The sequence below is a fragment of the Arthrobacter sp. H14 genome (assembly GCF_000520495.1).
Lineage (GTDB): Bacteria > Actinomycetota > Actinomycetes > Actinomycetales > Micrococcaceae > Arthrobacter_C.
This window is the reverse complement of the sequence record NZ_KI914647.1, coordinates 75301-98460: the sequence shown is the minus strand read 5'-3', so window position 1 is coordinate 98460 and position 23160 is coordinate 75301. Positions and strand designations below refer to the sequence as shown.

Below are 23160 nucleotides of genomic sequence, written 5' to 3'. Positions count from 1 at the left end.
CCAGCACGACGGACAAGCCACCACCGACTCAACGACGAAGTAGGAATACCCATGACTTTCGAATACAAAGTTGCCGATCTCTCCCTTCATGAGGCGGGACGGCACCAGATCCGCCTGGCCGAGCATGAGATGCCCGGCCTGATGACCTTGCGCGAGGAATACGGCCAATCGAAGCCGCTGGCTGGCGCGAAAATCGCCGGCTCGCTGCATATGACCGTCCAGACTGCGGTGCTGATCGAGACCCTGCTGGCCCTCGGCGCTGAGGTGCGTTGGGCGTCCTGCAACATTTACTCGACCCAGGACGAGGCCGCTGCCGCCGTCGTCGTCGGCACCGGAACCGTTGATAATCCGGCGGGTGTCCCAGTCTTCGCCTGGAAGAACGAGTCGCTGGAAGACTACTGGTGGACCGCCTCGCGCATCCTCAGCTGGCCCGCAGGCGAGGACCAGCACGACGGACAAGCCACCACCGACTCAACGACGAAGTAGGAATACCCATGACTTTCGAATACAAAGTTGCCGATCTCTCCCTTCATGAGGCGGGACGGCACCAGATCCGCCTGGCCGAGCATGAGATGCCCGGCCTGATGACCTTGCGCGAGGAATACGGCCAATCGAAGCCGCTGGCTGGCGCGAAAATCGCCGGCTCGCTGCATATGACCGTCCAGACTGCGGTGCTGATCGAGACCCTGCTGGCCCTCGGCGCTGAGGTGCGTTGGGCGTCCTGCAACATTTACTCGACCCAGGACGAGGCCGCTGCCGCCGTCGTCGTCGGCACCGGAACCGTTGATAATCCGGCGGGTGTCCCAGTCTTCGCCTGGAAGAACGAGTCGCTGGAAGACTACTGGTGGACCGCCTCGCGCATCCTCAGCTGGCCCGCAGGCGAGGACGGCAAGCCAACCGGTCCCAACATGATTCTCGACGACGGCGGCGACGCCACGCTGCTCGTGCACAAGGGTGCCGAGTTTGAGGCTGCTGGTTCGGTGCCGGACGGGCCTTCGCCCGACTCGGATGAATACAACCACGAGTTCGCCATCGTCCTGGACCTGCTGCGGAAAATCCAGGCGGAAGAGCAGAACAAGTGGACCGAACTGTCCGCCGGTATCCTGGGCGTGACCGAAGAGACGACCACAGGCGTGCACCGGCTGTATCAACTGGCCGAGCAGGGCGAATTGCTGTTCCCGGCCATCAACGTCAATGACTCGGTCACGAAGTCCAAGTTCGACAACAAGTACGGCATCCGCCACTCCCTGCCGGACGGAATTAACCGCGCCACCGACGTTTTGATCGGCGGGAAGGTTGCCGTCATCTGCGGCTATGGCGACGTCGGCAAGGGCGCGGCTGAGGCGTTGCGTGGCCAGGGCGCCCGGGTGATCGTGACCGAGATCGACCCCATTTGCGCACTGCAGGCCGCCATGGACGGGTACCAGGTGACAACTCTGGATGCCGTCGTCGAGCGGGGCGACATCTTCATCACCACCACGGGCAACAAAGATGTGATTATGGCCGCTGACATGCAGCGGATGAAGCACCAGGCCATTGTGGGAAATATCGGCCACTTCGACAACGAGATCGACATTGCGGGCCTGTCGAAGGTCCCCGGTGTCAAGAAGGTGGAGATCAAGCCGCAGGTCCACGAATGGACTTTCGACGCCGATGGAACCCAACCGCACAGCATCATCGTGCTCTCCGAAGGCCGGCTGCTGAATCTTGGGAATGCCACCGGGCACCCGTCCTTCGTGATGAGCAACTCCTTCGCCAACCAGGTGATCGCCCAGATTGAACTGTTCGCGGCTGCGACAGGTGCGGGCGCCGGCGACGGACTGGGACAGCAGGAATACGAAAAGCAGGTTTACGTGCTGCCCAAGCTCCTTGACGAGAAGGTGGCGCGACTGCACCTGGGTGCCCTCGGGGTCGAATTGACCGAGCTGACCAAGCCGCAGGCGGAGTACCTCGGCGTCGACGTGGCCGGGCCGTACAAGGCTGACCACTACCGGTACTAAGGGGCTGCCGGACAGGTGGCGTATGGTTCCGATGTGGCAAACGTTACCTGTCTGTAGTTCACCTCGACGCGTAATTGCCCGGAATTGCGAGGACCGCCGCGTAGGCTTTAAAGGCGAGTAGTTCGCGTTTGAGGGGTGATGGGAGCCGGATGAGCGAGCAGAAGAGCAACCGCAGGGGCTGGAAGATCGGCGCCTTGGTCACTGTCGTGCTGCTGTTGGTCGGTGGCGGCATCGGTGCTGTCACGCTTCCCACGTGGGTCGAGCAGAACGCCAATTCCAGTATCGAGGCGAAGATTGAGGCAGAGGCTGAAAGCCCCGCCCGGTCCACGCCGGGTATGGCCAGCCCTGTGGTCGAAGAAATGAAGCTGCGGATCACACCCGCCGACGGCGCCGTGGAGGTAAACCCCGCAACAGCCCCCGCCCTCGAAGTGCAGAACGGCACTGTGGAATCGGTGAAACTCGTTCCGGCCAGCGGCGGCGGGTCGATCGAAGGCAAGCTCAGCGACGGCGGCCAGGTCTGGACCGCTGCCGAACGTCTGGCGTTCAACACCCAGTACAACTTCACTTACACAGTCGTCGATGGCGCCGGCCGGGAGACCACGAAGACCCGGAGCTTCACCACCGTCGTTCCCGCCAACGAAGCAAATGCCTGGACCTACCCCTTGGATGGCATGACTGTCGGGGTGGGGCAGCCTCTACAGATCAACTTCAGCGAACCGGTCCTGAACAAGGCCAGGATCGAAGAAGCCATCTCCATTACGACGTCGGCAGGGCAGTCCGGGGAGTTCCACTGGTACAACGATGAGATGCTCCGTTACCGTCCCAAGGAGTTCTGGGAGCCGAACAGCACCATCACGATCGACTTCAAGCTCTTCGGAGTGGAATTCGGCAATGGGATGATCGGAAACCACGACTCCTCCGTCACGGTGAATATAGCCGATAAGAAGGTCGCGATCGTCGATAACAAGACCAAGGAGATGAAGGCCTACATCAACGGCGAGCTGGTTCGGACAATGCCGGCGACGCTGGGGATGAAGGAGTGGCCCTCCACCAGCGGCGTCCACGTTGTCATGGGCCAGCAGCGGTACGCCGACTTCAACGCCGGAACCATCGGCCTGGAGCCCGGCGACGAGCACTACTATCCGCCCCTGACAGTCGAATACGCCAGCCGGATATCCCAAAGCGGCGAGTTCGTCCATGCCGCGCTTGAAGAAGCACTGCCCTACCTCGGCAGTCTCAACGTTTCGCATGGTTGCATCGGATTGTCGGAGGCGAACGCGGGATGGTTCTATAAGAACTTCGGCACCGGCGACGTCGTCAAGATCACCAACAGCAACGGCGCGGAACTCGCCCCTCTGGACGGCTACGGCGACTGGAACATCAGCTGGGAAGACTGGACGCAGGAGTAGCAACCGCACGCTGCGGCGCAGGAGCGCTTTGCATGAGCGGAGACGGGCCGTTCCGCGTAGCCGGACCGGACCCGCGTAAGCCTACCGTGAGTGGAACGGCAGCCGGTGCAGCCGTTCGCCAAGCCGTTCGCTCCGCTGACGTTGTGTCGTGAGACGGGTGAAGTCCCGGTCGCGCCGCTCGCTCATCAGCGCGGACAGGAACTCCTGCGGTGCGGTTCCGGCAGGTGGCGCGGGCGAGACGTGCCCGGCCGCTTCGTTGGCCAGCGTTTCAGCAAGCTGTGCCCGTGACGCCGGCGTCATTTTGGCCTCCTGATGCAGGAATTGCGAGATCCGGCGGGCCAGCGGGTCGGGAAGCCTTCCGATGTCAGCCAGCGAGGCCCACTGCTGCAGATGGGCCGGCGTGCTGAACTGCAGAACCGGCGTGGGGGGTAACCGCTCGCGCATGGAATAGGTGCCGGCCAGCATGTCGCCGAGCCGCTTGGACCGGTCATTCAGCATCGAAACGATGATGGCCACCGAGCCGAACAGCATGTAAATCTCAAGTATCGCCAGCAGGGCACGCAGCAACGCATGCCGGAAGCGGATCGCGCCACCGTCGTCGCGCACAATACGCAGTCCCATCACGAGCTTTCCCAGCGACTTTCCGCGGGTGAGCGTCTCGACCGTAATGGGCATAATGACGAGAACGAGCACTGCCCCGGCCAGGATGAGCGCACGCGAAGCAGAGGAATCCAAAGATCCGGAAACGGCCTCGCCCACCACGTAGAAGCCGGCAAAAAATATGGCGATCTGGGCGGCGATGTCGATCAGGACGCCGAGACCGCGCGCAGCGAAAGACGCCGGGCGGAGTTCGAGGACCACGGCCTCTCCGGTGACGATTGAACTCACTTCAAGCACCTTTCGGCTTGGCCGCGGAGGCCGGTCGGCCAGTCCAGGGAAGGCGGGTAATGACTGCAACACCACTCTATAAGACCCGGCTATGGGTGGCCGCTGACTGCTGGTGCGGTAATACAGCTACGCTTGGAAGGTGGATATAGATGCCTTCACAGCGGTGCACCGGCCCGATTGGAAACGGCTGGATGAACTCGTGGCCAAAGGCCGGCTCACCGGTGCGGAGGCGGACGAGTTGCTGGTGCTCTACCAGCGCACCTCGACCCACTTGTCCATGGTCCGTTCGGTCTCTCCTGAAGGTGTGCTCTCGGCGTCACTGTCCGCCCGGCTGGCCAGGGCGCGGACGACGTTCACCGGCGCGCGCTCCAACTTCACCGAAGACCTGGCCAATTTTTTCGTGATCTCGCTTCCCGCGGCGTTTTACCGGCTGCGCTGGCTGACGCTCTGGGTGGGTCTTGTTTTCATCGCTGTGGCGTGGCTCTACGGTGCCTGGGTGGCAACGACGCCGGAAGTGGTCCGTGCGATGGGCAGCGACGCCGAACTCGAACAATACGTCGAAGAGGAGTTCGTTAACTACTACTCGACTGATCCGGCCGGTTCCTTTGCGGGAGCGGTATGGACCAACAACGCCTGGATCGCGGCGCAAATGGTCGCTTTCGGTATCACCGGTCTGTGGGTGCCGATGATCCTGTACCTCAACGCGCAGAGCACCGGAATGGCCGGCGGGCTGATGCACGCCTATGGGGAGCTCGACACCTTCTTCCTCTATATCCTGCCGCACGGCCTGATGGAGCTCACCTCGATATTCATTGCAGGAGCCGCCGGTCTGCGCATTTTCTGGGCAGTTGTGGCTCCCGGTCCGCGGACACGGATCCAATCGTTGGCGCAGGAGGGGCGGTCCCTGGTGACGGTCGCGCTGGGACTGGTGCTTGTCCTGCTGGTCTCCGGTCTGGTCGAAGGTTTCGTCACCCCCAGCCCGCTGCCCTCCTGGCTCAAGATAGGCATTGGTGCCACGGTTTTGGCGGCATACTGGATCTACACCCTGGTGCTGGGCAAAAGAGCGTACGACGCCGGGGCACGGGGCGATCTCAGCGCTCAGGATGCAGGGGAGACAGTCCGGGCGGCCTGACGGTCCACGGCCCCGGGTGGGCGCCTGAGCGGAATGAGGCACTTTCGGCTGTACGCTCGTCAGCAGCAGAAGACATTGGAAACAGAAAGAGGCGGCAGTGATCAGCGAGAACAAGGCGGAGCAGGACGTTCCGGAGCGCGCCGGGACCGGCTCCCTTCGGGAGGAGGATTACCCCTCCCGTCCGAAGGAATCCGGACGCCGTGCCTCGGATGCCACCGTCGACGATCCACCCTCCGATGTCCACGACTCCGGTACTGTCCCGGACACGTCGTCGAACTCCGGGAGCCACGCCGCCACGGGGGACACGGCGTCGTTATCCACCACTGAACTGGCCGTCCGCCCGCCCGCCAGCGAATCCGACCGCCGTGCCGCCGAACGCGACCAGGCGGCCAACGCGAAACCGTTGCTCGCCCGGGTCCTTCAGGCGCTCGTGGCCATATTCTTTCCCATCATTGTGATTGCAGTTGCCATCCGGGCCGTCACGTCTCCGCTGTTTTTGTGGTTCGAGTACAACCGCCCGGGCTTCCCGGCAGACCGGTTTGGCTTCGACCCCGAACAGCGCATGACCTACGCCTCCTACACGATGGACTACCTGCTGAACTTCGCCGGACCGGAGTATCTTGGCGGCTTGATGGACGCCAGTGGGGACCCGCTCTTCGCCACTGACGAAGTGGGCCACATGGCCGACGTCAAAATGGTCATCCAACTGACGTTCCTGGCGGCACTGATTCTGGCCCTGGTATCGATCATTTCAATCATCTACCTGGCACGGCGCTATCCCGGCGGAGTCCGCCGCGCCTTGTTCGCGGGAGCCGTGGCGACGCTGGTGTTGATCAGCGTCGTGGCTGTGCTGGCCGCGCTGGGATGGCAGCGTTTCTTCGCCGCCTTCCACTCGGTGTTCTTCGCGGATGGAACCTGGACCTTCGCCGCGGACGACACTCTCATCCGGCTGTTCCCCGGGCAATTCTGGATCGACGCAGGCATTGGCGTTGCCGCGGTGATTCTGCTCATCTCAGCCGTGACGCTGCTGGCCACCTGGCCCACGAAGCGGCGGCGTTCGTTGCGGCCCAGCTAGATGCGCCTAGATCCAGCTCGGCATCCACATCCGCAGTTGCCAGTGTTCGTACGGGATGGTCTCGGCGGTCCAGATCGGCAGGAAGAACGCTGAAACGGCCAGCGCCGTCACCACGAAGGCCCCCACCAGGATGATGCCGCTCTGCCGGCGCCAGGCAGGCGCCGAGGATCTGCCGAGAATCAGTCCGAGGCAGTACACCAGGCCAAGGATCAGAAAAGGTTCGAAGGCGATGGCGTAGAAGAAGAACGTGGTCCGGTCCGGGTACATGAACCAAGGCAGGTAGCCGGCGGCCACGCCAGCCAGGATCGCGCCGGCGCGCCAGTCCCGGCGTCCGATCCAGTAAAAGAGCAGCACCAGCAGCGCCAGCGCGGCCGACCACCAGATCAAGGGATTGCCGACGACGGAAATCGCCTGCGCGCACTCCTCCACCTGGCAGCCATCCTGGCCCCGCGCCGGATCCTCGAAATAGAACGACGTCGGCCGTCCCATCACCAGCCACGTCCAGGGGTTGGCCTCGTAGGGATGCTCCGAGCTGAGGCCTTGGTGGAAGCTGTAAGCGCTGCGGTGATACTCCGCCAGCGACCGTAAGCTGTCCGGCAGCCACCCCCACGTGCTGGAGGGATTCTCGGCGGCCCAGTTGCGGTCGTAGGCATTGCGGGACAGCAACCATCCGGTCCAGGACGCTAGATATGTCAGGGCGGCAACCGGGACCATGCAGACGAAGGCGAACAGTCCGTCTTTCACCACTCCGGCGGTGAACCAGCTGCGGACGCCGGCAATCCGCCGTGCGTTCAGATCCCATAGCACGGTCATCAAGCCGAAAGCGGCAAGGAAGAACAACCCGGACCACTTCGTTCCCACAGCCAGTCCCATGGCGATTCCCGCCGCCAACCGCCACCAGCGCATGCCGAGCCACGGTCCGGACGCCAACTGGGCCCGCGACGGTATGCCGCCGGCACCAGTGCGGGCAGCGAGTCTGCGGGCCAGCCGTCGTCGTCCGTCGTCGCGGTCCAGCAACAGGGCGCCGAAAGCGACTACCACCCAGAACATCAGGAGGATGTCGAGCAGGGAGGTCCGCGAATGGACCAGGTGATGTCCGTCGACGGCGACCAGCAGCCCAGCGATCCCGCCGAGTGTGGTGGAGTGGAACATCTTTTGGGCGATCAGCGCGATCAGCAGGATGGATATTGTTCCCGCCAGCGCCGCGCTGAAGCGCCATCCGAAGGAGCTGTCCGGGCCAAAGATCCACATGCCAAACGCGATCATCCACTTTCCTGCCGGTGGATGGACCACATAGGAGGCGCTGTCCTTAATGACGGACTGGTCCCCGCCGGCAAAGGCGGCGTTCGCATCATCGGGCCAGTCCCGCTCATAACCACTCAAGAGGTATGAATAGGCGTCCTTGACGTAATAGGTCTCATCGAAGATGAGGGACTCCGGCTGGCCGAGCCGGACGAAGCGCAGCAACCCTCCGACGACGGCGGTCAGTATCGGAATAAGCCAGCCCCAGAGCCGCAAAGTGAGTGGATCGCCGAGCAATCTCCGGCGGAGCCCGGCCGCACTGTAGAAAGTGGACGGGGCCTCCACCCAACGGGCATTCTGTGCCGGCGTCGAGGGCATGGACGGTGCCGTTTTCGGCGCCGCCTCTTGAATGGTCCGGCTCACTGGATCAATGCTACCGGCGGCGGCCACCGGTTTATTCTAAGCATGCTTATGATGCGGCTTAACTGGTCGACGCCACGGCACCGTGGCTGCTTGGGTTTCCCGCTGGATGCTACGATCAGCAGCCTGGTCTGCGGGGTGGAGGCGCTCGTGCTCGCTCCGGTCGGGTCCGTCGATCAGTCGCAGTATGGCAGTGGCTGGCTGGCGCTCTTCCGGACGAAACGGCTCGTCTGGCCCGGCGATTCAGACGCTGGCTGACTGGCGCAGGAAAATTGCGTAGCCGGTGCCGGCAGCTGCCGTCCAGCGGTCGGTCAGGCGCTACGCTGGATCAGTGGTGAATAACGCGGACAATAACGACGGCGGCGGCGGCAGCATTGTGCTGGCGGCAACCCCTATCGGCAATATGGCCGATGCTTCCCCGCGGTTGATGGAGCTGCTGCAAACGGCGGATGTCATCGCCGCCGAGGATACGCGCCGCCTGCACAAACTGGTGAAGGCCCTGGGGATCACCCTGAATGCCCGCATCATCAGCTATCACGAACACAATGAAGCAAGCCGCACTGAAGATTTACTTGAGACAGTCAGGGCCGGCAAGACGCTGCTGATGGTCACGGATGCCGGTATGCCCGCTGTTTCCGACCCAGGTTTCCGGCTGGTGGAAGCCGCAGCCGAGGCCGGACTTTTAGTCACCGCCATTCCCGGACCGTCGGCGGTGCTGATGGCCCTTGCGTTGTCGGGACTGCCCACCGACAGGTTCTGTTTTGAGGGTTTCCTGCCGCGGAAAGCCGGCGAGCGGTCATCCCGGTTGAAGGAGCTGGGTCCCGAACGCCGGACGATGGTGTTCTTCGAAGCACCGCACCGGCTCGAGGCCATGCTCCGGGCACTCGACAATGAATTTGGCGGCGATCGCCGGGCAGCAGTGGCACGCGAACTGACCAAACTGCACGAACAGGTGCTCCGCGGATCCCTGCGCGAACTGCTGAACTGGGCGGAGGAGGGCGACGTCCGTGGCGAGATCGCGGTCGTCGTCGCCGGAGCCGGGGAAGCAGAGCCCGAGCGGCCGGAAGACCACGTTGCAGCTGTCAACGAACTGGTCGCCAAGGGGGCACGGCTGAAGGAAGCTGTCAGTACGGTGGCTGAGGACGCCCGGATCAGTAAGCGCGAACTTTACGCCGCCGTGCTCGCCGCCCGGTAAGTGCGCCGCCCGGTTAGGTAACCGCCGTCGGGCAGACTCAGGGTAGAGAATCCGGGTTTGCCAGGCATGCGCGGGTAGAGAATCCAGGTTCGCCAGGCAGGGCGGTCGTTATGCAGCTGCACAGCTTGGGCGCTGTGCTCCTGTGCGGTCTTGTATGGACAGTGGGTTGACGGCGGGGATAGCGTGATGCGAAGAAGATGACTTTGCCCACCTGAGGGCAAGACGTCGGTCCTGTTATCCAACACTCGAAGTACGGAGTCACAAACCATGGCCTTTTCCGCTGCACATGAAAGCCAACTTCTCGCTTCCGTCCCCACCGGCCTGCTCATTGGCGGTCAGTGGCGTCCGGCCACCGGTGAAAAGACGTTCGACGTCGAGGATCCGGCCACCGGCGAAACCCTGCTGAGCATCGCTGACGCGACACCCGAGGACGGCGCCGCAGCCCTGGACGCCGCAGTCGCCGCCCAGGAATCGTGGGGGAAGACACCTGCCCGTGAACGGGGGGAAATCCTCCGCCGCGCCTTTGAAGCTGTCACTGCCCGCGCCGACGACTTCGCCCTGCTGATGACCCTGGAGATGGGCAAGCCGCTGGCCGAGTCCCGCGGTGAAGTGACCTACGGGGCCGAGTTCCTGCGCTGGTTCTCCGAGGAAGCAGTACGGACCTCCGGACGCTACTCGACATCGCCGGATGGAAAAAGCCGGATGTTGGTTAACAAGAAGCCGGTCGGGCCCAGCTTGCTGATCACCCCGTGGAACTTCCCGCTGGCTATGGCCACCCGCAAGATCGCCCCGGCCGTTGCCGCCGGTTGCACCATGGTCCTCAAGCCCGCCACCTTGACGCCGCTGACGTCGTCGTTGTTTGCACAGGTGCTGCAGGAGGCAGGTTTGCCCGACGGCGTGTTGAACATTGTGCACACGACCGATGCCGGAGGAGTGACCGGGCCGCTGATCCAGGACCCGCGGCTGCGTAAGATCTCCTTCACCGGCTCCACCCCGGTCGGCCGCTCGCTGCTGGCCGATGCATCACAGAACGTCCTTCGCACCTCTATGGAGCTCGGCGGCAACGCTCCATTCCTGGTCTTCGAGGACGCGGATCTGGATGCGGCAGTTACCGGAGCGATGGCGGCGAAGCTGCGGAACATGGGCGAGGCCTGCACCGCCGCCAACCGGTTCATCGTCCACGAGTCGGTTGCCGGCGAGTTCGCGGAGAAGTTCGCGGCGAAGATGTCGGAGCTGACGCTGGCCCGCGGAACCGAAGACGATTCGAAGGTCGGTCCGTTGATCGATGGGAAGAGCCGTGACAAGGTCCATGCCCTCGTACAGGACGCGCTCGACGGCGGAGCCAAGGCTGTCACGGGTGGTTCACCTGTGGACGGGGCAGGCTATTTCTACCAGCCGACGGTGCTCATCGAAGTGCCGGCCTCCGCGCGGATCCTGCAGGAGGAAATCTTCGGCCCCGTGGCGCCGATTGTCACCTTCAGCACCGAAGATGAGGCTGTCGCGATGGCCAACGATACCGAGTACGGCCTGGTCTCCTTCGTCTTCACGAAGAACCTGAACCGCGGGCTGCGGATCGGTGAGAAGCTCGAGACCGGCATGCTGGGCCTGAACGCCGGCGTGGTTTCCAATGCCGCGGCACCCTTTGGCGGAGTGAAGCAGTCCGGTTTGGGACGCGAGGGCGGCCTGGAAGGTATCGAGGAGTACCTCTACACCCAGTACACCAGCATCGCCGACCCGTACGCCGACGACCAGTAGTTGCCGACAGACCGGCCCACTTTTCGGTGCGGAATAGTGGGCCGGGAGGGTTTCTGCCCGCTTTTCGGTGCGAATAATGGGCTGAACGGTTGGGTTGGAGTCAGGGTTGGAGTTGGAGCCGGGTCGGGTTGGACCAGGACCGTCAGCTAAGGGTCCGACGCCAGGGGCGCCAAAGCGATCTCGGCAACAGAACGGCGCGGAACCTTCGCCCGCGGGTGCTGTTGCGGTCGATGGCCTCGTTGACCAACACGACATCCGCGGCTGAGCCGTGCCCGCCGTCGTCGAACGCACCGTGCCCGCCGTCGTCGTCGAACGCACTGTGCCCGCCTACGCCGGAGGATTCCTGTGCCGGTGCGGCCGCGCCGCCAGGTCCGGCCGGGACCAGTTCCTTCACCGGGCGGCCGTACTCGGCCCGCTCGTAGGCACGGGAGAGACGGCGCATCGCCTTCGAGGCTTCCAAGCCCAGCAATCCGGCGCGGCCCAGTCTGTCGGTGAAGGTCCGTGGTGTCTCGCTCGGGTCTGCTCCCGCGCCATGGTCCATGGCGGTATCGTTCACCTCGCGCCACGCGGTGATGGCCGAAGTGCCGTCGTCGTACTTCTTTCGCACGGCACCGAGGCGGCTTGCGGAGATCCGCCGGCGGAGCAGATGCGGCATGGCCATCAATGCCAATAGTGCGGCGACGACACCGGCGGTGATCCAGCCGGCGTTCGAATCTTTGTCCTGCGACGTCCGCGGTGCAGTAGTGGACTGATCCTGCCCTTCGGTCTCTTCGTCGTCGGACCCGGCGTTTTCGGGAGCCTCCGGGTTTAGATTGCCGGGGGTGATGTCCGAGTTGAAGTCCTCAGTCTGCGGTTGTGCATAGTCCGGGACGACGCCGCGGGAAGTGGTGGGTTCGAACTTTACCCAGCCCAGACCGGCGAAATACAGTTCCGGCCAGGCGTGCGCGTCATCGGAATCCACCTCGAAGACCGGCATTTCCCCGCCGGTGCGGTTGGTGACGGTGTCTCCCGTTGCGGTTCCCGGGGCATAGCCGACAGCGATCCGGCTGGGAATACCCTCCGCCCGGGCCATCACGGCCATTGCGGCGGAGTAGTGCACACAGTAACCGCTCTTTTCCTCCAGGAAGCGCGCGACGACATCCATGGAGCTGCCGTCATAACCGCCCTGCACCGGCGCCGTTTCCGAATACACGAATTCTGCCGAACGGAGGTAATTCTGGATTGCCATTGCCTTGCGGTAACGGTTATCGATTCCGGCGGTGATTTCATCAGCGGTTTCATTGATGAGATCCGGTGTGTCTTCGGGCAGCCCCAGAAACGGGTCATCCAGGGCGTCCGGCGGAATGGCGCTGGCGTCGGCAAGGGTCTGGGGGGTCAGGACGGGGGCGATGCTCGTGACGACGTAACTTTGGTCCGCCGTCGTCGATTGATCCATCCCCATGATGCTCAGTGTTCTGGGGTCAACGCTCCATTGGCCGGCCAGGCCGGAGATTTCCACCGGCGCATAGGGCAATGGCAGCCAGGGGCTGACAAAGTCACCGGCGTCAATCCTGGTAGTGGAGAAACTGACCTGGCCGCGGAGTTGGTCGCGGGCCGAGGAGCCAATGGAGTCCAGCCCCACCACCCGCTCGTCCTCCCTTGGCTCGGGTTCCCAGGTGGAACCGTCAAAGTCCTCCAGCGTGACCGCACGGAGGTACACCGGTTCCTCGTCGGTGGTCGTGTAGGTCATCCTTCCCACGCTTCCGGGGTTGCGCAGGTCATTGCCCAGCGTGACCATCGGATTCAGCCCGGAGGAGGTGCCGAGGCTGAGCCGGGTCCCTTCGGGAAACAGGCCGGAGGTGAACCCGGGCACCGCCACTGGCAGGACCAGGGTCGCGGCGAGACCTGCGGCACCGATGGCGACGGCGCGGTTCAGCTGAGAGGCTGAATAGCCGCCGGCGTCGTCGCCGCTGCGGTTGAATACCCAGTGCGCGCAGCCGAGCAGCACCAGGTATCCCATCACGGCGGCCGCGTAGCCGCTGCCGTCGACGCTGCTCGGCTTGACGATGGCCGGCACCAGCAGCACGGCCAACAGTCCCAAGCCACTGGTCGCAGGCATCTGCAGTGTTGCGGCAAGAGTGTCGATCAGCAGCGCCACCAGGGCCAGACCGACGCAGGCAACCAGCACGGTCCCGGGCGTGGTCTGCACCGGAGCCACTTGGCTGACCACTACCTGATTGGCATCGAGCAGCAATAGCCACAGAGCATCGAGGGTCTCTGTTGTTGGCACCAGCCCCAAAAAGCTGTCCCCGGGGAAGAACATCAACGTCAAGATGGCTATCAGCACAGCGATACCAGCTACCGGTATCAACGCGGCCGGCACCCTCAGGACCCGGGCACCGGCGGTTGCCGCGAGGACTGCGGCGACGCTGACCGTCCCCTGCGACAGCCAGCCCCAGCCGAGGAACACCCCGTTGAGGCTGAAAGCGGAGAAAATGACGGCGATTCCGATGCCGGCACTGAGCACCCAAGGCCAGGTTCCCACCGGCTGCTTGCCCTTCGCCGGCCCGGCTATGGGCGGGACCGCGGCGCTCGCCGGTCCGCGCCTGTCGGTCTGGGTGGCACTCATGTCCTGGTCCCGATCGTCGTTTTGGCCGTGGAACTGGTGTGTGTCTGCGGCGCATCGTAGTAGGACCAAGCCGAAGGCAGCGGCGTTCTGGAATTCACGGCGACGGCACGCCAACCGCCATGGCGCAGGATATCCAGCACGGATTCACTGTCGTTTGGCCGGTCCACGATCATCAAGGCAAAGGCATGGGATCCGTATTCCGCAGCCGTGGCCAGTTCGCGGGCCTCGTCATGGGACAACCGGCCGGTGATGGCTACGAGTGGTCCGCGCAGCTTGTGCATCGCGAGCTTATCCATCAATGCGTCGCCGAAGGCCCGTGCGGGCGCGGATGTCCTGGAGGGGCCGGGGTCGGGTTCCAGTTCAAGCGCGGCCAGGCTTTCGGAAAGGTTGTGCAGACCGGCGCTGCCGGAGAATTCCTCTTCCTCCGGCCATGGCGAGGATGCCGAACGGCGCAGGCCAGGGGCGGCGTAACTGTCCAGCACCCGGATGGCGTAATTCCGCTCCACGAGGTGGTGGGCGATGGAGACGGCGGCCGTGACGGCCCATTCGAAGTTGACCGTGGTCAGCAATGAATCCTTGGCGGGAGTGCTTTCCGCCAGCGGGGTGAAAGCGCTGCTGCTGAAGCTGGCGGCGCGCTGATCCATAATGATGGTCGCCTCTGGCGTAGTGACTGATTCCTCCTGCCGGACCATCAATTCACCGGCCCGGGCGGTGGCGGGCCAGTGCACGCGCCGCATCGGATCGCCATGGCGGTACTCGCGGGTCATCACATCGTCGTTGCTCGGATTGGCCTGAGTCCGGGTGGCCGTGGAGCCGTCGGTGCCGCGGGAGCCGGTGACCGACGTTTCAGGCAGGTCCAGCGGGGCCGGTGTAACCGTCAGCCGGTCCACATCTCCAAGGATGTTCTGGTGCCGGCTCAGGCCAAACGGGTCCCCGAATTCCGCCGAGACAGGTCCGATTTTGTACAGTCCGCGGTGGCTCGAGCGCAGCTTGTACTCGTAGAGGCTCTGCCCGCGGCGGCCCGGTGACCGTGACGGGTACTTGAACGTCGGCGCCTCGCCAAAGCGCTGCGGGAGCTGCTCGGCCATGGTGACGATGCCGCCCAGGGAACCGTGGGCGCGCACCGACAACCGGACCGTCGTCGTCGAGTTGGTTTCGATGGAGATTGGACGGAAGGTGCGTCCGACGTCGAATCCCGGCTTGAGCAGGTGCAGTGCCAGAGCCGCCAAAAGCGGCAGCAACACCAGGAAAAAGCCCAAATGCAGCAGGTCCCTGCGGCCAAGGATCTCCGCCGCGATGAGTGCGATGGTTCCGGCAATGCACAGCCCCCAGCCGCGTCCGGTGAGGACGCTTGAGGGCAGTTTCTCCAACACCTGTCTGCTCCGATCGGATCAGCGCCGGGCGGCGGCGCGTTGGCCGCCGGGTGCCACTGGAAGCTTCGCGAGGATCGACGCGATCACGCTTGAGGGGCTCTCTCCCGCGCTCGAGGCTTTCCGGTCGAGGATCAGCCGGTGTGCCAGCACCGCTGGAGCAGCAGCCGAGACGTCGTCGGGAAGGACGAAATCGCGGCCAGCCAGCGCGGCGGCGGCCTTGGCGGCACGGAGAAGCTGCAGTAGCGCCCGTGGACTCGCCCCAAGGCGCAGTTGCGCATGCTCCCGGGTGGCCCGGCCGAGGCTGACAATGTAACCCTTTACCGGCGGCGCGACGTAAACGTCCCGGACCAGGTTGATCATGGCGGCGACCTCGTCGCCGCTGACCACCGGCCGGATATTGGTCAGCGGGGAGATGGACTGATGCGTCTCCAGCATCTCGATTTCAGCCTCGGTGTCCGGATAGCCCATGGAAATGCGGGCCATGAAGCGGTCGCGCTGCGCCTCGGGGAGCGGATAGGTGCCTTCCATCTCAATCGGATTCTGAGTGGCCACGACCATGAACGGTTCGCCGAGTGGATAGGAGTTGCCGTCGACGGTGACCTGGTGTTCTTCCATGCACTCCAGCAGCGACGATTGTGTCTTGGCCGAGGCGCGGTTGATTTCGTCACCGATAACGATGTTGGCGAAGACGGGTCCCGGCCGGAATTCGAACTGCTGCGACGACTGGTTGAACACCGATACGCCAGTCACATCGGAGGGCAGCAGATCCGGGGTGAACTGGATGCGGCTGACCGAGCAGTCGATGGCACGGGCGAGGGTCTTTGCCAGCATTGTTTTCCCAACCCCGGGAACGTCTTCCAGCAGCAGGTGTCCCTGGGCGAGCAGTACCGTCAAGGAAAGCCGCGCTGCTTCCTCTTTGCCATCGATAACCGTGCCGATAACGTCGAGAATCCGGTTACTGGCCTGGTGGAAGTGATCGGTCGTCATCCCGGCGGGCTTGCCCTGTCCGTTGCTGGCGACAGCCTGGTTTCCGGGACTCTGCGTCAAGGATGTGAACCCGGCCCGTGTATTCGCCGTTTTTGCGACGTTCCGGCCCCCGCCGGAAACTCCTGCCCGCCCCGGATCGATCGCGTGGTCATGGGAATCCATGCACGCCCCCCCTACTAAATTGAAATAGACCTACCTCTTAGTGATTTAGATTACTAGCTCAAGGGGCTCCACGGGCACAAAGTTCAGATCGACGCCGCCACGAACCCTTAAGCTGAAAAGTGGCCACCGGCAGGACGAGGAAAGTTGAGCGAAAATGTGTAACCAGCAAGAAGCGGCGGCAGGGCTCATTCCAGTGGCATACCGCCGGCCCGCTGAACCCGGTGATGAGCCCGACGACGGCGCTGCCGCGTCCGGCGGAGCGGCAACGGAGGGCGGCCGTTCCCGTGGTGCTGTCGACAGCAATGGCCAGCGCCGGGCACTTGATTATCCACCTGCCCCGGAACCATTGCCGGTACCGGTGATCGACAACCATACACATCTTGATTTCCGGGACGGCGCCGTCGAGGTTTCCGTGCGCGATGCGCTCGATGCGGCGGAGTTGGCCGGTGTCAAGGGAGCGATTCAGGTCGGTTGTGACCTGGCGTCTTCCCGGTTTACCGTTGAGGCCCTCGACGTCGAACCACGGTTGCTCGGCGCCGTCGCCATCCATCCGAATGAAGCGCCATTGATGGCGCAGGCCGGCACTCTGGAGTCCGCCCTGGAGGAAATCGAGCAGCTGGCAGCTCATCCCCGTGTCCGCTGCATCGGCGAAACCGGACTCGACTACTTCCGCACGGCCGAGGATGGAATTGAGCGCCAGCAGTATTCTTTCCGCCGCCATATCGATCTGGCCAAGCGTCTCGGCTTGGCCCTGCAGATCCACGACCGCGATGCCCATGAAGATGTGGTGCGGATCCTGCGCGAGGAAGGAGCCCCGGAACGGGTGGTATTCCACTGCTTCTCCGGCGATGCGGAACTCGCGCGGATCTGCAATGCCGAGGGCTGGTACATGTCCTTCGCGGGGACGCTGACCTTCAAAAATGCGGCCAACCTGCGCGAGGCGCTCGCGGTCGCCGAACTGGACAGGATCCTGGTCGAGACCGATTCGCCCTTCCTGACGCCACACCCATACCGGGGCCGGCCCAACGCCAGCTACATGGTTCCTTATACCGTCCGAGCGATCGCGGAACTGCGGGGCAGTGACACCGCCGAGCTGGGCGCACAGCTGGTTAAGAACACGGAGGCGGTTTACGGATCCTGGGCGCTGGTTTGATCGGTTATCTCATTTCGGTTACGGTGTTCTCTTATTAGCCGGGGTCGGGGAAGGCCTTGCGGACTAATGTAATCCATCAGTGCTGAGCGTTGGACGTTCCCGTTCGTACGTCCAAACTCACCACTGCCGCATATCGCCGTGCGCGGATTCCACCTGGGGTGGGACTTTTGTCCGCGCAATTCGGCGCGCCCATTCCCCGTGCCCGGACACTCGCGACGATATGGGTCTCCATGCTTAGTGCATTCTCGAAACGCTGGCTGAAACTTGCCGGCAAGGCATCCGTGATGACGGCACTCGTTCTGGGGTTGGTGGCTTTTGTTGGCACCAACAAGGACGTCGCCCTGACCGTGGATAACCAAGCCAGTTCGGTAACGACCTTTGGCGGAACAGTCGCTGAAGCTCTGGAAACTGCCGACGTCGAAGTTTCCGCCCATGACGAGGTGCAGCCGGCGCTGTCCGCACCGGTGGATGACGGGACTCGGATCACGGTCCACACCGCCAAGGAAGTCCAGGTGGAGTTGAACGGCGCCGAGCGCGTTGTCCACACGACCGGTTCCACGGTCGGGGACATGGTGGATGAGATGGGTGTTTCGGAACAGGCACAGCTCTCCGAGCCGGCCACAATGGTCCTTGCTTCGAGCGGCGACTATGTCGAAATTTCCACCCCGAAGACCGTACATATCCTCGCCGACGGGCAAAAGCAGAGCGGGGAAACCACTGCCACCACGGTGGATCAGCTGCTCGACGAGTCCAATATCAAGCTTGACGACGACGACCGCGTATCGGTGTCCGGAGATGCTCCGATTATCGACAACATGGCGGTGAAGATTACCCGCGTCGACAAGTCCGCCAAGGACACGGTCGAGGAAGCCATTCCGTTTGAATCAGTCACCGAAGAGGACGCCGGCCTGTACGAAGGCCAGCGGGAAGTGGCGCAGGCCGGCCAGGCCGGAACACTGGTGAAGACCTACTCGCTCGTCCGGATCGACGGCGAAGAGGTGGGCCGCAAGCTGGTGAGCGAAGAAGTCAGCATCAAACCCGTGACGCAGAAAATTGCTGTGGGAACCAAGGAACGCCCGGAACCGAAGCCTGAACCCGAGCCGAAGCCCGAGCCGGAACCGTCCTCCGACAGCGGAACCACGTTGCCCGGACCGGCCGGGGGAGTCTGGCAGGCGCTGGCCGAGTGCGAGTCCGGCGGAAACTGGTCCGTCAATACTGGCAACGGTTACTATGGCGGTCTGCAATTCAGCCAGAGCAGCTGGATGGGCGCCGGCGGTGGCAAGTACGCGCCGTTGCCGCATCAGGCAAGCCCGTCCGAGCAGATCGCGACCGCCGAGGTGCTGAAGCAAAGCGGCGGCTGGGGCCACTGGCCCTCGTGCGCGTCCAAGCTGGGACTACTCTGACTGCTCTGACTACTCTGATTGCTCTGACTACCCTCACTGCTCCGACTGCACTGACTTCCGTGACGGCCGTTAGGATGTACGGGTGAACCAGCCTGACAACATCCCCGGCCAACCACAAGAGATCAGGCGGCTGCTGGGGCCAGCGGACATCCGCGCCTTGGCGGCGGAGCTGAACGTCCGGCCGACTAAAACGCTGGGCCAGAATTTCGTCATCGACGCCAATACAATCCGGCGCATCGTCCAGACTGCCCGGGTCGGACCGGAGGAAACGGTCCTGGAGGTCGGCCCCGGGCTCGGCTCCCTCACGCTGGGACTGCTGGATGCGGCCAAACATGTGGTCGCCGTCGAAATCGACCCTGTGCTCGCAGGCAGGCTGCCGAACACCGTCGCCACCTGGCGCCCGGAAGCGGCGGGCCGTCTCGACGTCGTGGAGGCGGATGCGCTCAAGGTGACGGAATTGCCCGCCATGCCAACTGCCCTGGTCGCGAACCTGCCGTACAACGTTGCCGTGCCCGTGGTGCTGAACTTGCTGAAGGCTTTTCCGTCACTCGACCATGCACTGGTAATGGTGCAGGACGAGGTCGCCGACCGGCTGGCGGCAGTTCCTGGATCGAAGACCTACGGCGTTCCATCCGTCAAGGCGGCCTGGTACGCCTCGGTGCGCAAGGCCGGCGTCGTTGGGAAAAACGTGTTCTGGCCGGCACCGACCATTGCCTCAGGACTAGTCAGTATGACGCGGCGTGAACCGCCGGAAACCAAAGCCACCCGGGAAGAAGTCTTCGCCGTCATCGACGCAGCCTTCGCGCAGCGGCGCAAGACCCTGCGGGCGGCACTCTCCGGCTGGGCGGGCAGCGCCGCCGCGGCGGAACAGGCATTGGTGAGCGCGGGGATAGATCCACGGGCACGCGGCGAGGTCATCGACATCCACGACTTCGCGCGCATCGCCGAACATAAAGTCCAGCTGCCTGCCTGAGCCGAACCTGATTCGGGACAGCCGCCGACCTTGCTCTAAGTTGGAACCATGACTTCGCCCGGCACCCCGCAGACACCCCGGAGCGTCAGCGCCCAGGCGCCGGGCAAAATCAATATTTCGCTCGGTGTGGGTCCGCAGCGGGCCGACGGCTATCACGGTGTTGCCAGCGCGTACCTTGCGGTCTCACTGTATGAAGAAGTGACGGCAACCATTACTGAAGGCCGCGGAATCACCGTGAGTCTCAAGGATGGAGCTGACGACGGCGGCAATGCCGGTATCCCGCTCGACGAGAGCAACCTCGCGGTGCAGGCAGCGGCGCTGCTGCAGGGCGCCGCCGCGCAATCCACCGGTGTCCACCTGGAGCTGACCAAACGGGTTCCGGTGGCAGGCGGGATGGGCGGTGGCTCGGCGGATGCAGCAGCCACGCTGGTGGCCTGCGACGCTCTCTGGGGAAGCGGACACTCACGCGATGAGCTGGCACGGATGGCGGCCGACCTCGGCGCGGACGTGCCCTTCGCCCTGCTAGGTGGCGCCGCCGTCGGGCTCGGTGTGGGCGACCAGCTCACTCCGGCGCTGTGCCCGGGGCAGCTGCACTGGGTGCTGGTTCCTTCTGCTTCGGGCCTCTCCACCCCGCGGGTCTATGCGGAGCTGGACACGTTGCGGGCCCGCGCCAAAAAGAAGGTCCAGGAGCCGAAACAGGTCGACCCGCGGGTGCTTCAGGCGCTGCGTTCGGGCGATGCCGGAGCGCTCAGCGATGTGCTGCACAACGACCTGCAGCCCGCCGCCTTGAAACTGGCGCCGGAGCTTACCGATATCCTTGAACGTGGGGAAGGACACGGGGCACTGGCCGGCATGGTGTCCGGATCCGGCCCCACCGTTGCTTTCCTGGCTGAAAATGAGGACCGGGCGTTGGAGATCGCCGGCTGTTTCGACGACGAGGGGTTCGAAGCCGTACCGGTGTACGGTCCTGTCCACGGTGCCCGGACCCTCGCCGGAATCCGCAACTGACCGGTTGCCTTCACAGGCTGATCAGCTCCACAGCTGGGCTCCATTCGCTGGCCCCACCGGCGTAACGAACCAACGAACCAAAACGAAAGTAGTTTCCTTGGCACATCTGCTCGGCGGTGAGAATATCACCGTGTCCTTCGCGACCCGGACGATCCTCGATGAGGTGTCGCTCGGCGTCGACGAAGGCGACCGGATCGGTGTGGTCGGCCGCAACGGTGACGGCAAGTCCACCCTGATGCGGCTGCTCGCCCAACGCTCGGAGCCCGACGAAGGCCGGATCACCCGCCGCCGCGACGTCACGGTCGGCTTCCTCGACCAGACCGACGTGCTCGACGGCACGCTCGACGTCGGCACCGCCATCGTCGGCAGCGCCGCCGACCACGAATGGGCTTCCAATCCCCGCATCCGTGAGGTAATGGGCGGCTTGGTGTCCGACGTCGACTGGCACGCCACGGTTTCGGACCTTTCCGGCGGGCAGCGTCGTCGCGTCGCCTTGGCGAAACTGCTGATAGCGGACGACGACGTACTTATGCTCGACGAGCCGACGAACCATCTGGACATCGAAGGCGTTGCCTGGCTCGCCAAGCACCTGCAGCAACGCTGGCGCAGCAGCGGGGGCGGCCTGCTGGTGGTCACCCACGACCGCTGGTTCCTGGACGAGGTCTGCACCAGAACGTGGGAGGTGCACGACGGCGTCGTCGAACCTTTTGATGGCGGCTATGCTGCCTACGTGCTCGCCCGGGCGGAACGCGATAGGGCAGCCGCGGTGACCGAAAACAAGCGCACCCAGCTGGTGAAGAAGGAACTGGCTTGGCTGCGCCGCGGAGCACCGGCCCGCACCTCCAAACCGAAGTTCCGGATTGATGCCGCCAATGCGCTGATCAGCGATGTACCGCCGCCGCGGGACACACTGGCATTGAACAGTATGGCCACCACCCGGCTCGGTAAGGACGTGTTGGACCTGGAGCACATTTCGCTCGATTTCGACGGCCGTGCGGGCGGCGCCGTCGCCAACACCGAGGGCAGCGCCCGCACCGAACTCTTCCACAACGTCACCCTGCGGTTGGCGCCCGGGGAACGTCTCGGCATCGTCGGTGTCAATGGTGCCGGGAAGACCACTCTGCTGCGGTTGCTCAACGGTGAAGTCCAGCCCACCTCGGGGCGGCTGAAGCGTGGCAAGACCGTTAAAACCGCCGTGCTGTCACAGGAAGTGCGGGAACTGGACGACGTCGACCACCTGCGCGTGATCGAAGTCATTGAGCGGGAAAAGCGCGTCGTCAATGTCGGCAACAAGGAAGTTACGGCATCGCAATTGGTGGAGCAGCTCGGTTTCACCAACCAGCGCCAATGGACCAAAGTCTCCGAACTCTCCGGCGGCGAGCGGCGCCGGCTCCAGCTGCTGCGGCTTCTCGTCGGCGAGCCGAACGTCCTGATGCTCGATGAGCCCACCAACGACCTGGACACCGACACCCTTGCCGCTGTGGAGGACGTGTTGGACGGCTGGCCGGGAACGCTCATCGTCGTCTCGCACGACCGCTACTTGCTGGAACGGGTGACCGATCACCAGATGGCACTGCTCGGCGACGGTAAGCTCCGCGGGCTGCCCGGGGGAGTGGACCAGTACCTCCAGCTGCGCGGTGAAGCAGGGTCCGGGGCTGGCGCATCTGGCCCTGGCGGCGCCGGGTCGCCGACAGCCTCGACGGCTCAAACCACAGGTGGAGCCGGCGGATCGGGAACCGGGATCGCCGGACGCGATAAGGGTGCTGGGGGTGGTGCGGAGACGGCGGCCAGTGCTGCAGATCAGCGCACGGCGCGCAAGGACGTCGCCCGGATCGAGCGTCAGTTGGGCAGGTTGAGTGACCAGAACCGCAAGCTGCATGGGCAAATGGCCGAGGTGTCCCAGCACGAGCCGTTGGACCTGAAACGGCTCGCTCGATGAGCCCACCAACGACCTGGACACCGACACCCTTGCCGCTGTGGAGGACGTGTTGGACGGCTGGCCGGGAACGCTCATCGTCGTCTCGCACGACCGCTACTTGCTGGAACGGGTGACCGATCACCAGATGGCACTGCTCGGCGACGGTAAGCTCCGCGGGCTGCCCGGGGGAGTGGACCAGTACCTCCAGCTGCGCGGTGAAGCAGGGTCCGGGGCTGGCGCATCTGGCCCTGGCGGCGCCGGGTCGCCGACAGCCTCGACGGCTCAAACCACAGGTGGAGCCGGCGGATCGGGAACCGGGATCGCCGGACGCGATAAGGGTGCTGGGGGTGGTGCGGAGACGGCGGCCAGTGCTGCAGATCAGCGCACGGCGCGCAAGGACGTCGCCCGGATCGAGCGTCAGTTGGGCAGGTTGAGTGACCAGAACCGCAAGCTGCATGG

General features: G+C 64.1%; 16 protein-coding genes and 2 pseudogenes. 13 read left to right on the top strand and 5 right to left on the bottom strand.

The window, feature by feature from the left end:
• Positions 1-51: 51 nt before the first annotated feature.
• From Y707_RS0109585 to Y707_RS0109575, 3 genes and pseudogenes are all read left to right on the top strand, one after another.
• Positions 52-441: pseudogene (locus Y707_RS0109585) on the top strand (adenosylhomocysteinase); the annotation flags it as partial.
• Between the two features lie 53 nt (positions 442-494).
• Positions 495-2000, top strand: a complete 1506-nt coding sequence (gene ahcY / locus Y707_RS0109580; RefSeq protein WP_026534918.1) for an adenosylhomocysteinase — start codon at positions 495-497, stop codon at positions 1998-2000.
• A gap of 149 nt (positions 2001-2149) precedes the next feature.
• Positions 2150-3409, top strand: a complete 1260-nt coding sequence (locus Y707_RS0109575) for a L,D-transpeptidase (protein ID WP_035781004.1) — start codon at positions 2150-2152, stop codon at positions 3407-3409.
• An 81-nt stretch (positions 3410-3490) separates the two neighbouring features.
• On the opposite strand, the gene Y707_RS0109570 is transcribed toward Y707_RS0109575, so the two are convergent.
• Entirely contained in the window at positions 3491-4297 is an 807-nt protein-coding gene (locus tag Y707_RS0109570; protein ID WP_026534916.1) for an RDD family protein, read from the bottom strand.
• 139 nt (positions 4298-4436) lie between these two features.
• On the opposite strand from Y707_RS0109570, the gene Y707_RS0109565 reads away from it, so the two are divergent.
• Both Y707_RS0109565 and Y707_RS24825 read left to right on the top strand, forming a co-directional pair.
• Positions 4437-5429: a stage II sporulation protein M gene (locus Y707_RS0109565; protein ID WP_026534915.1), complete on the top strand. Its 993-nt coding sequence runs from the start codon at positions 4437-4439 to the stop codon at positions 5427-5429.
• A 97-nt stretch (positions 5430-5526) separates the two neighbouring features.
• Positions 5527-6504 (top strand): TIGR01906 family membrane protein, encoded by a 978-nt coding sequence (locus Y707_RS24825; RefSeq protein WP_051441842.1) that lies wholly within the window; start codon positions 5527-5529, stop codon positions 6502-6504.
• 6 nt (positions 6505-6510) lie between these two features.
• Here the strand turns inward: Y707_RS24825 and Y707_RS0109555 are convergent, their stop codons facing one another.
• Positions 6511-8124 (bottom strand): dolichyl-phosphate-mannose--protein mannosyltransferase, encoded by a 1614-nt coding sequence (locus Y707_RS0109555; RefSeq protein WP_081744760.1) that lies wholly within the window; start codon positions 8122-8124, stop codon positions 6511-6513.
• A 373-nt stretch (positions 8125-8497) separates the two neighbouring features.
• On the opposite strand from Y707_RS0109555, the gene rsmI reads away from it, so the two are divergent.
• Together rsmI and Y707_RS0109540 are read left to right on the top strand one after the other, a co-directional pair.
• Positions 8498-9361 (top strand): 16S rRNA (cytidine(1402)-2'-O)-methyltransferase, encoded by an 864-nt coding sequence (rsmI, locus tag Y707_RS0109545; RefSeq protein ID WP_051441849.1) that lies wholly within the window; start codon positions 8498-8500, stop codon positions 9359-9361.
• 267 nt (positions 9362-9628) lie between these two features.
• Positions 9629-11116, top strand: coding sequence for an NAD-dependent succinate-semialdehyde dehydrogenase (locus tag Y707_RS0109540; RefSeq protein ID WP_026534911.1), 1488 nt, complete (start codon positions 9629-9631; stop codon positions 11114-11116).
• Positions 11117-11258: 142 nt separating this feature from the next.
• Here Y707_RS0109540 and Y707_RS24820 read toward each other — a convergent pair whose 3' ends face one another.
• Genes Y707_RS24820 through Y707_RS24815 form a run of 3 tightly spaced genes read right to left on the bottom strand, consistent with a single transcriptional unit; the run spans position 11259 to position 16246 of the window.
• The gene (locus tag Y707_RS24820; protein ID WP_051441841.1) at positions 11259-13724 is read right to left on the bottom strand and encodes a transglutaminase TgpA family protein; all 2466 of its coding nucleotides are present in this window, start codon (positions 13722-13724) and stop codon (positions 11259-11261) included.
• Positions 13721-15097, bottom strand: coding sequence for a DUF58 domain-containing protein (locus Y707_RS0109530; RefSeq protein ID WP_026534910.1), 1377 nt, complete (start codon positions 15095-15097; stop codon positions 13721-13723). Before Y707_RS0109530 ends, Y707_RS24820 begins: the two co-directional genes overlap by 4 nt.
• An 18-nt stretch (positions 15098-15115) precedes the next feature.
• Positions 15116-16246 (bottom strand): AAA family ATPase, encoded by a 1131-nt coding sequence (locus Y707_RS24815; RefSeq protein WP_081744751.1) that lies wholly within the window; start codon positions 16244-16246, stop codon positions 15116-15118.
• A 154-nt stretch (positions 16247-16400) separates the two neighbouring features.
• On the opposite strand from Y707_RS24815, the gene Y707_RS0109520 reads away from it, so the two are divergent.
• The 6 genes and pseudogenes from Y707_RS0109520 to Y707_RS31415 all read left to right on the top strand — a co-directional run.
• The gene (locus Y707_RS0109520) at positions 16401-17399 is read left to right on the top strand and encodes a TatD family hydrolase (RefSeq protein WP_026534909.1); all 999 of its coding nucleotides are present in this window, start codon (positions 16401-16403) and stop codon (positions 17397-17399) included.
• A 230-nt stretch (positions 17400-17629) separates the two neighbouring features.
• Entirely contained in the window at positions 17630-18802 is a 1173-nt protein-coding gene (locus Y707_RS33145) for a resuscitation-promoting factor (RefSeq protein ID WP_026534908.1), read from the top strand.
• An 82-nt stretch (positions 18803-18884) separates the two neighbouring features.
• Positions 18885-19775 carry a 16S rRNA (adenine(1518)-N(6)/adenine(1519)-N(6))-dimethyltransferase RsmA gene (gene rsmA / locus Y707_RS0109510; RefSeq protein WP_051441840.1) on the top strand — a complete coding sequence of 297 codons (891 nt, stop codon included), beginning with the start codon at positions 18885-18887 and terminating at the stop codon, positions 19773-19775.
• 48 nt (positions 19776-19823) lie between these two features.
• Complete coding sequence (locus tag Y707_RS0109505) at positions 19824-20783, top strand: 4-(cytidine 5'-diphospho)-2-C-methyl-D-erythritol kinase (protein WP_026534906.1); 960 nt, start codon at positions 19824-19826, stop codon at positions 20781-20783.
• Positions 20784-20880: 97 nt separating this feature from the next.
• Positions 20881-22722, top strand: a complete 1842-nt coding sequence (locus tag Y707_RS24810; protein ID WP_081744758.1) for an ABC-F family ATP-binding cassette domain-containing protein — start codon at positions 20881-20883, stop codon at positions 22720-22722.
• A pseudogene (locus Y707_RS31415) lies at positions 22715-23160 on the top strand (ABC transporter ATP-binding protein); the annotation flags it as partial. The gene Y707_RS24810 and the pseudogene Y707_RS31415, both read left to right, overlap by 8 nt.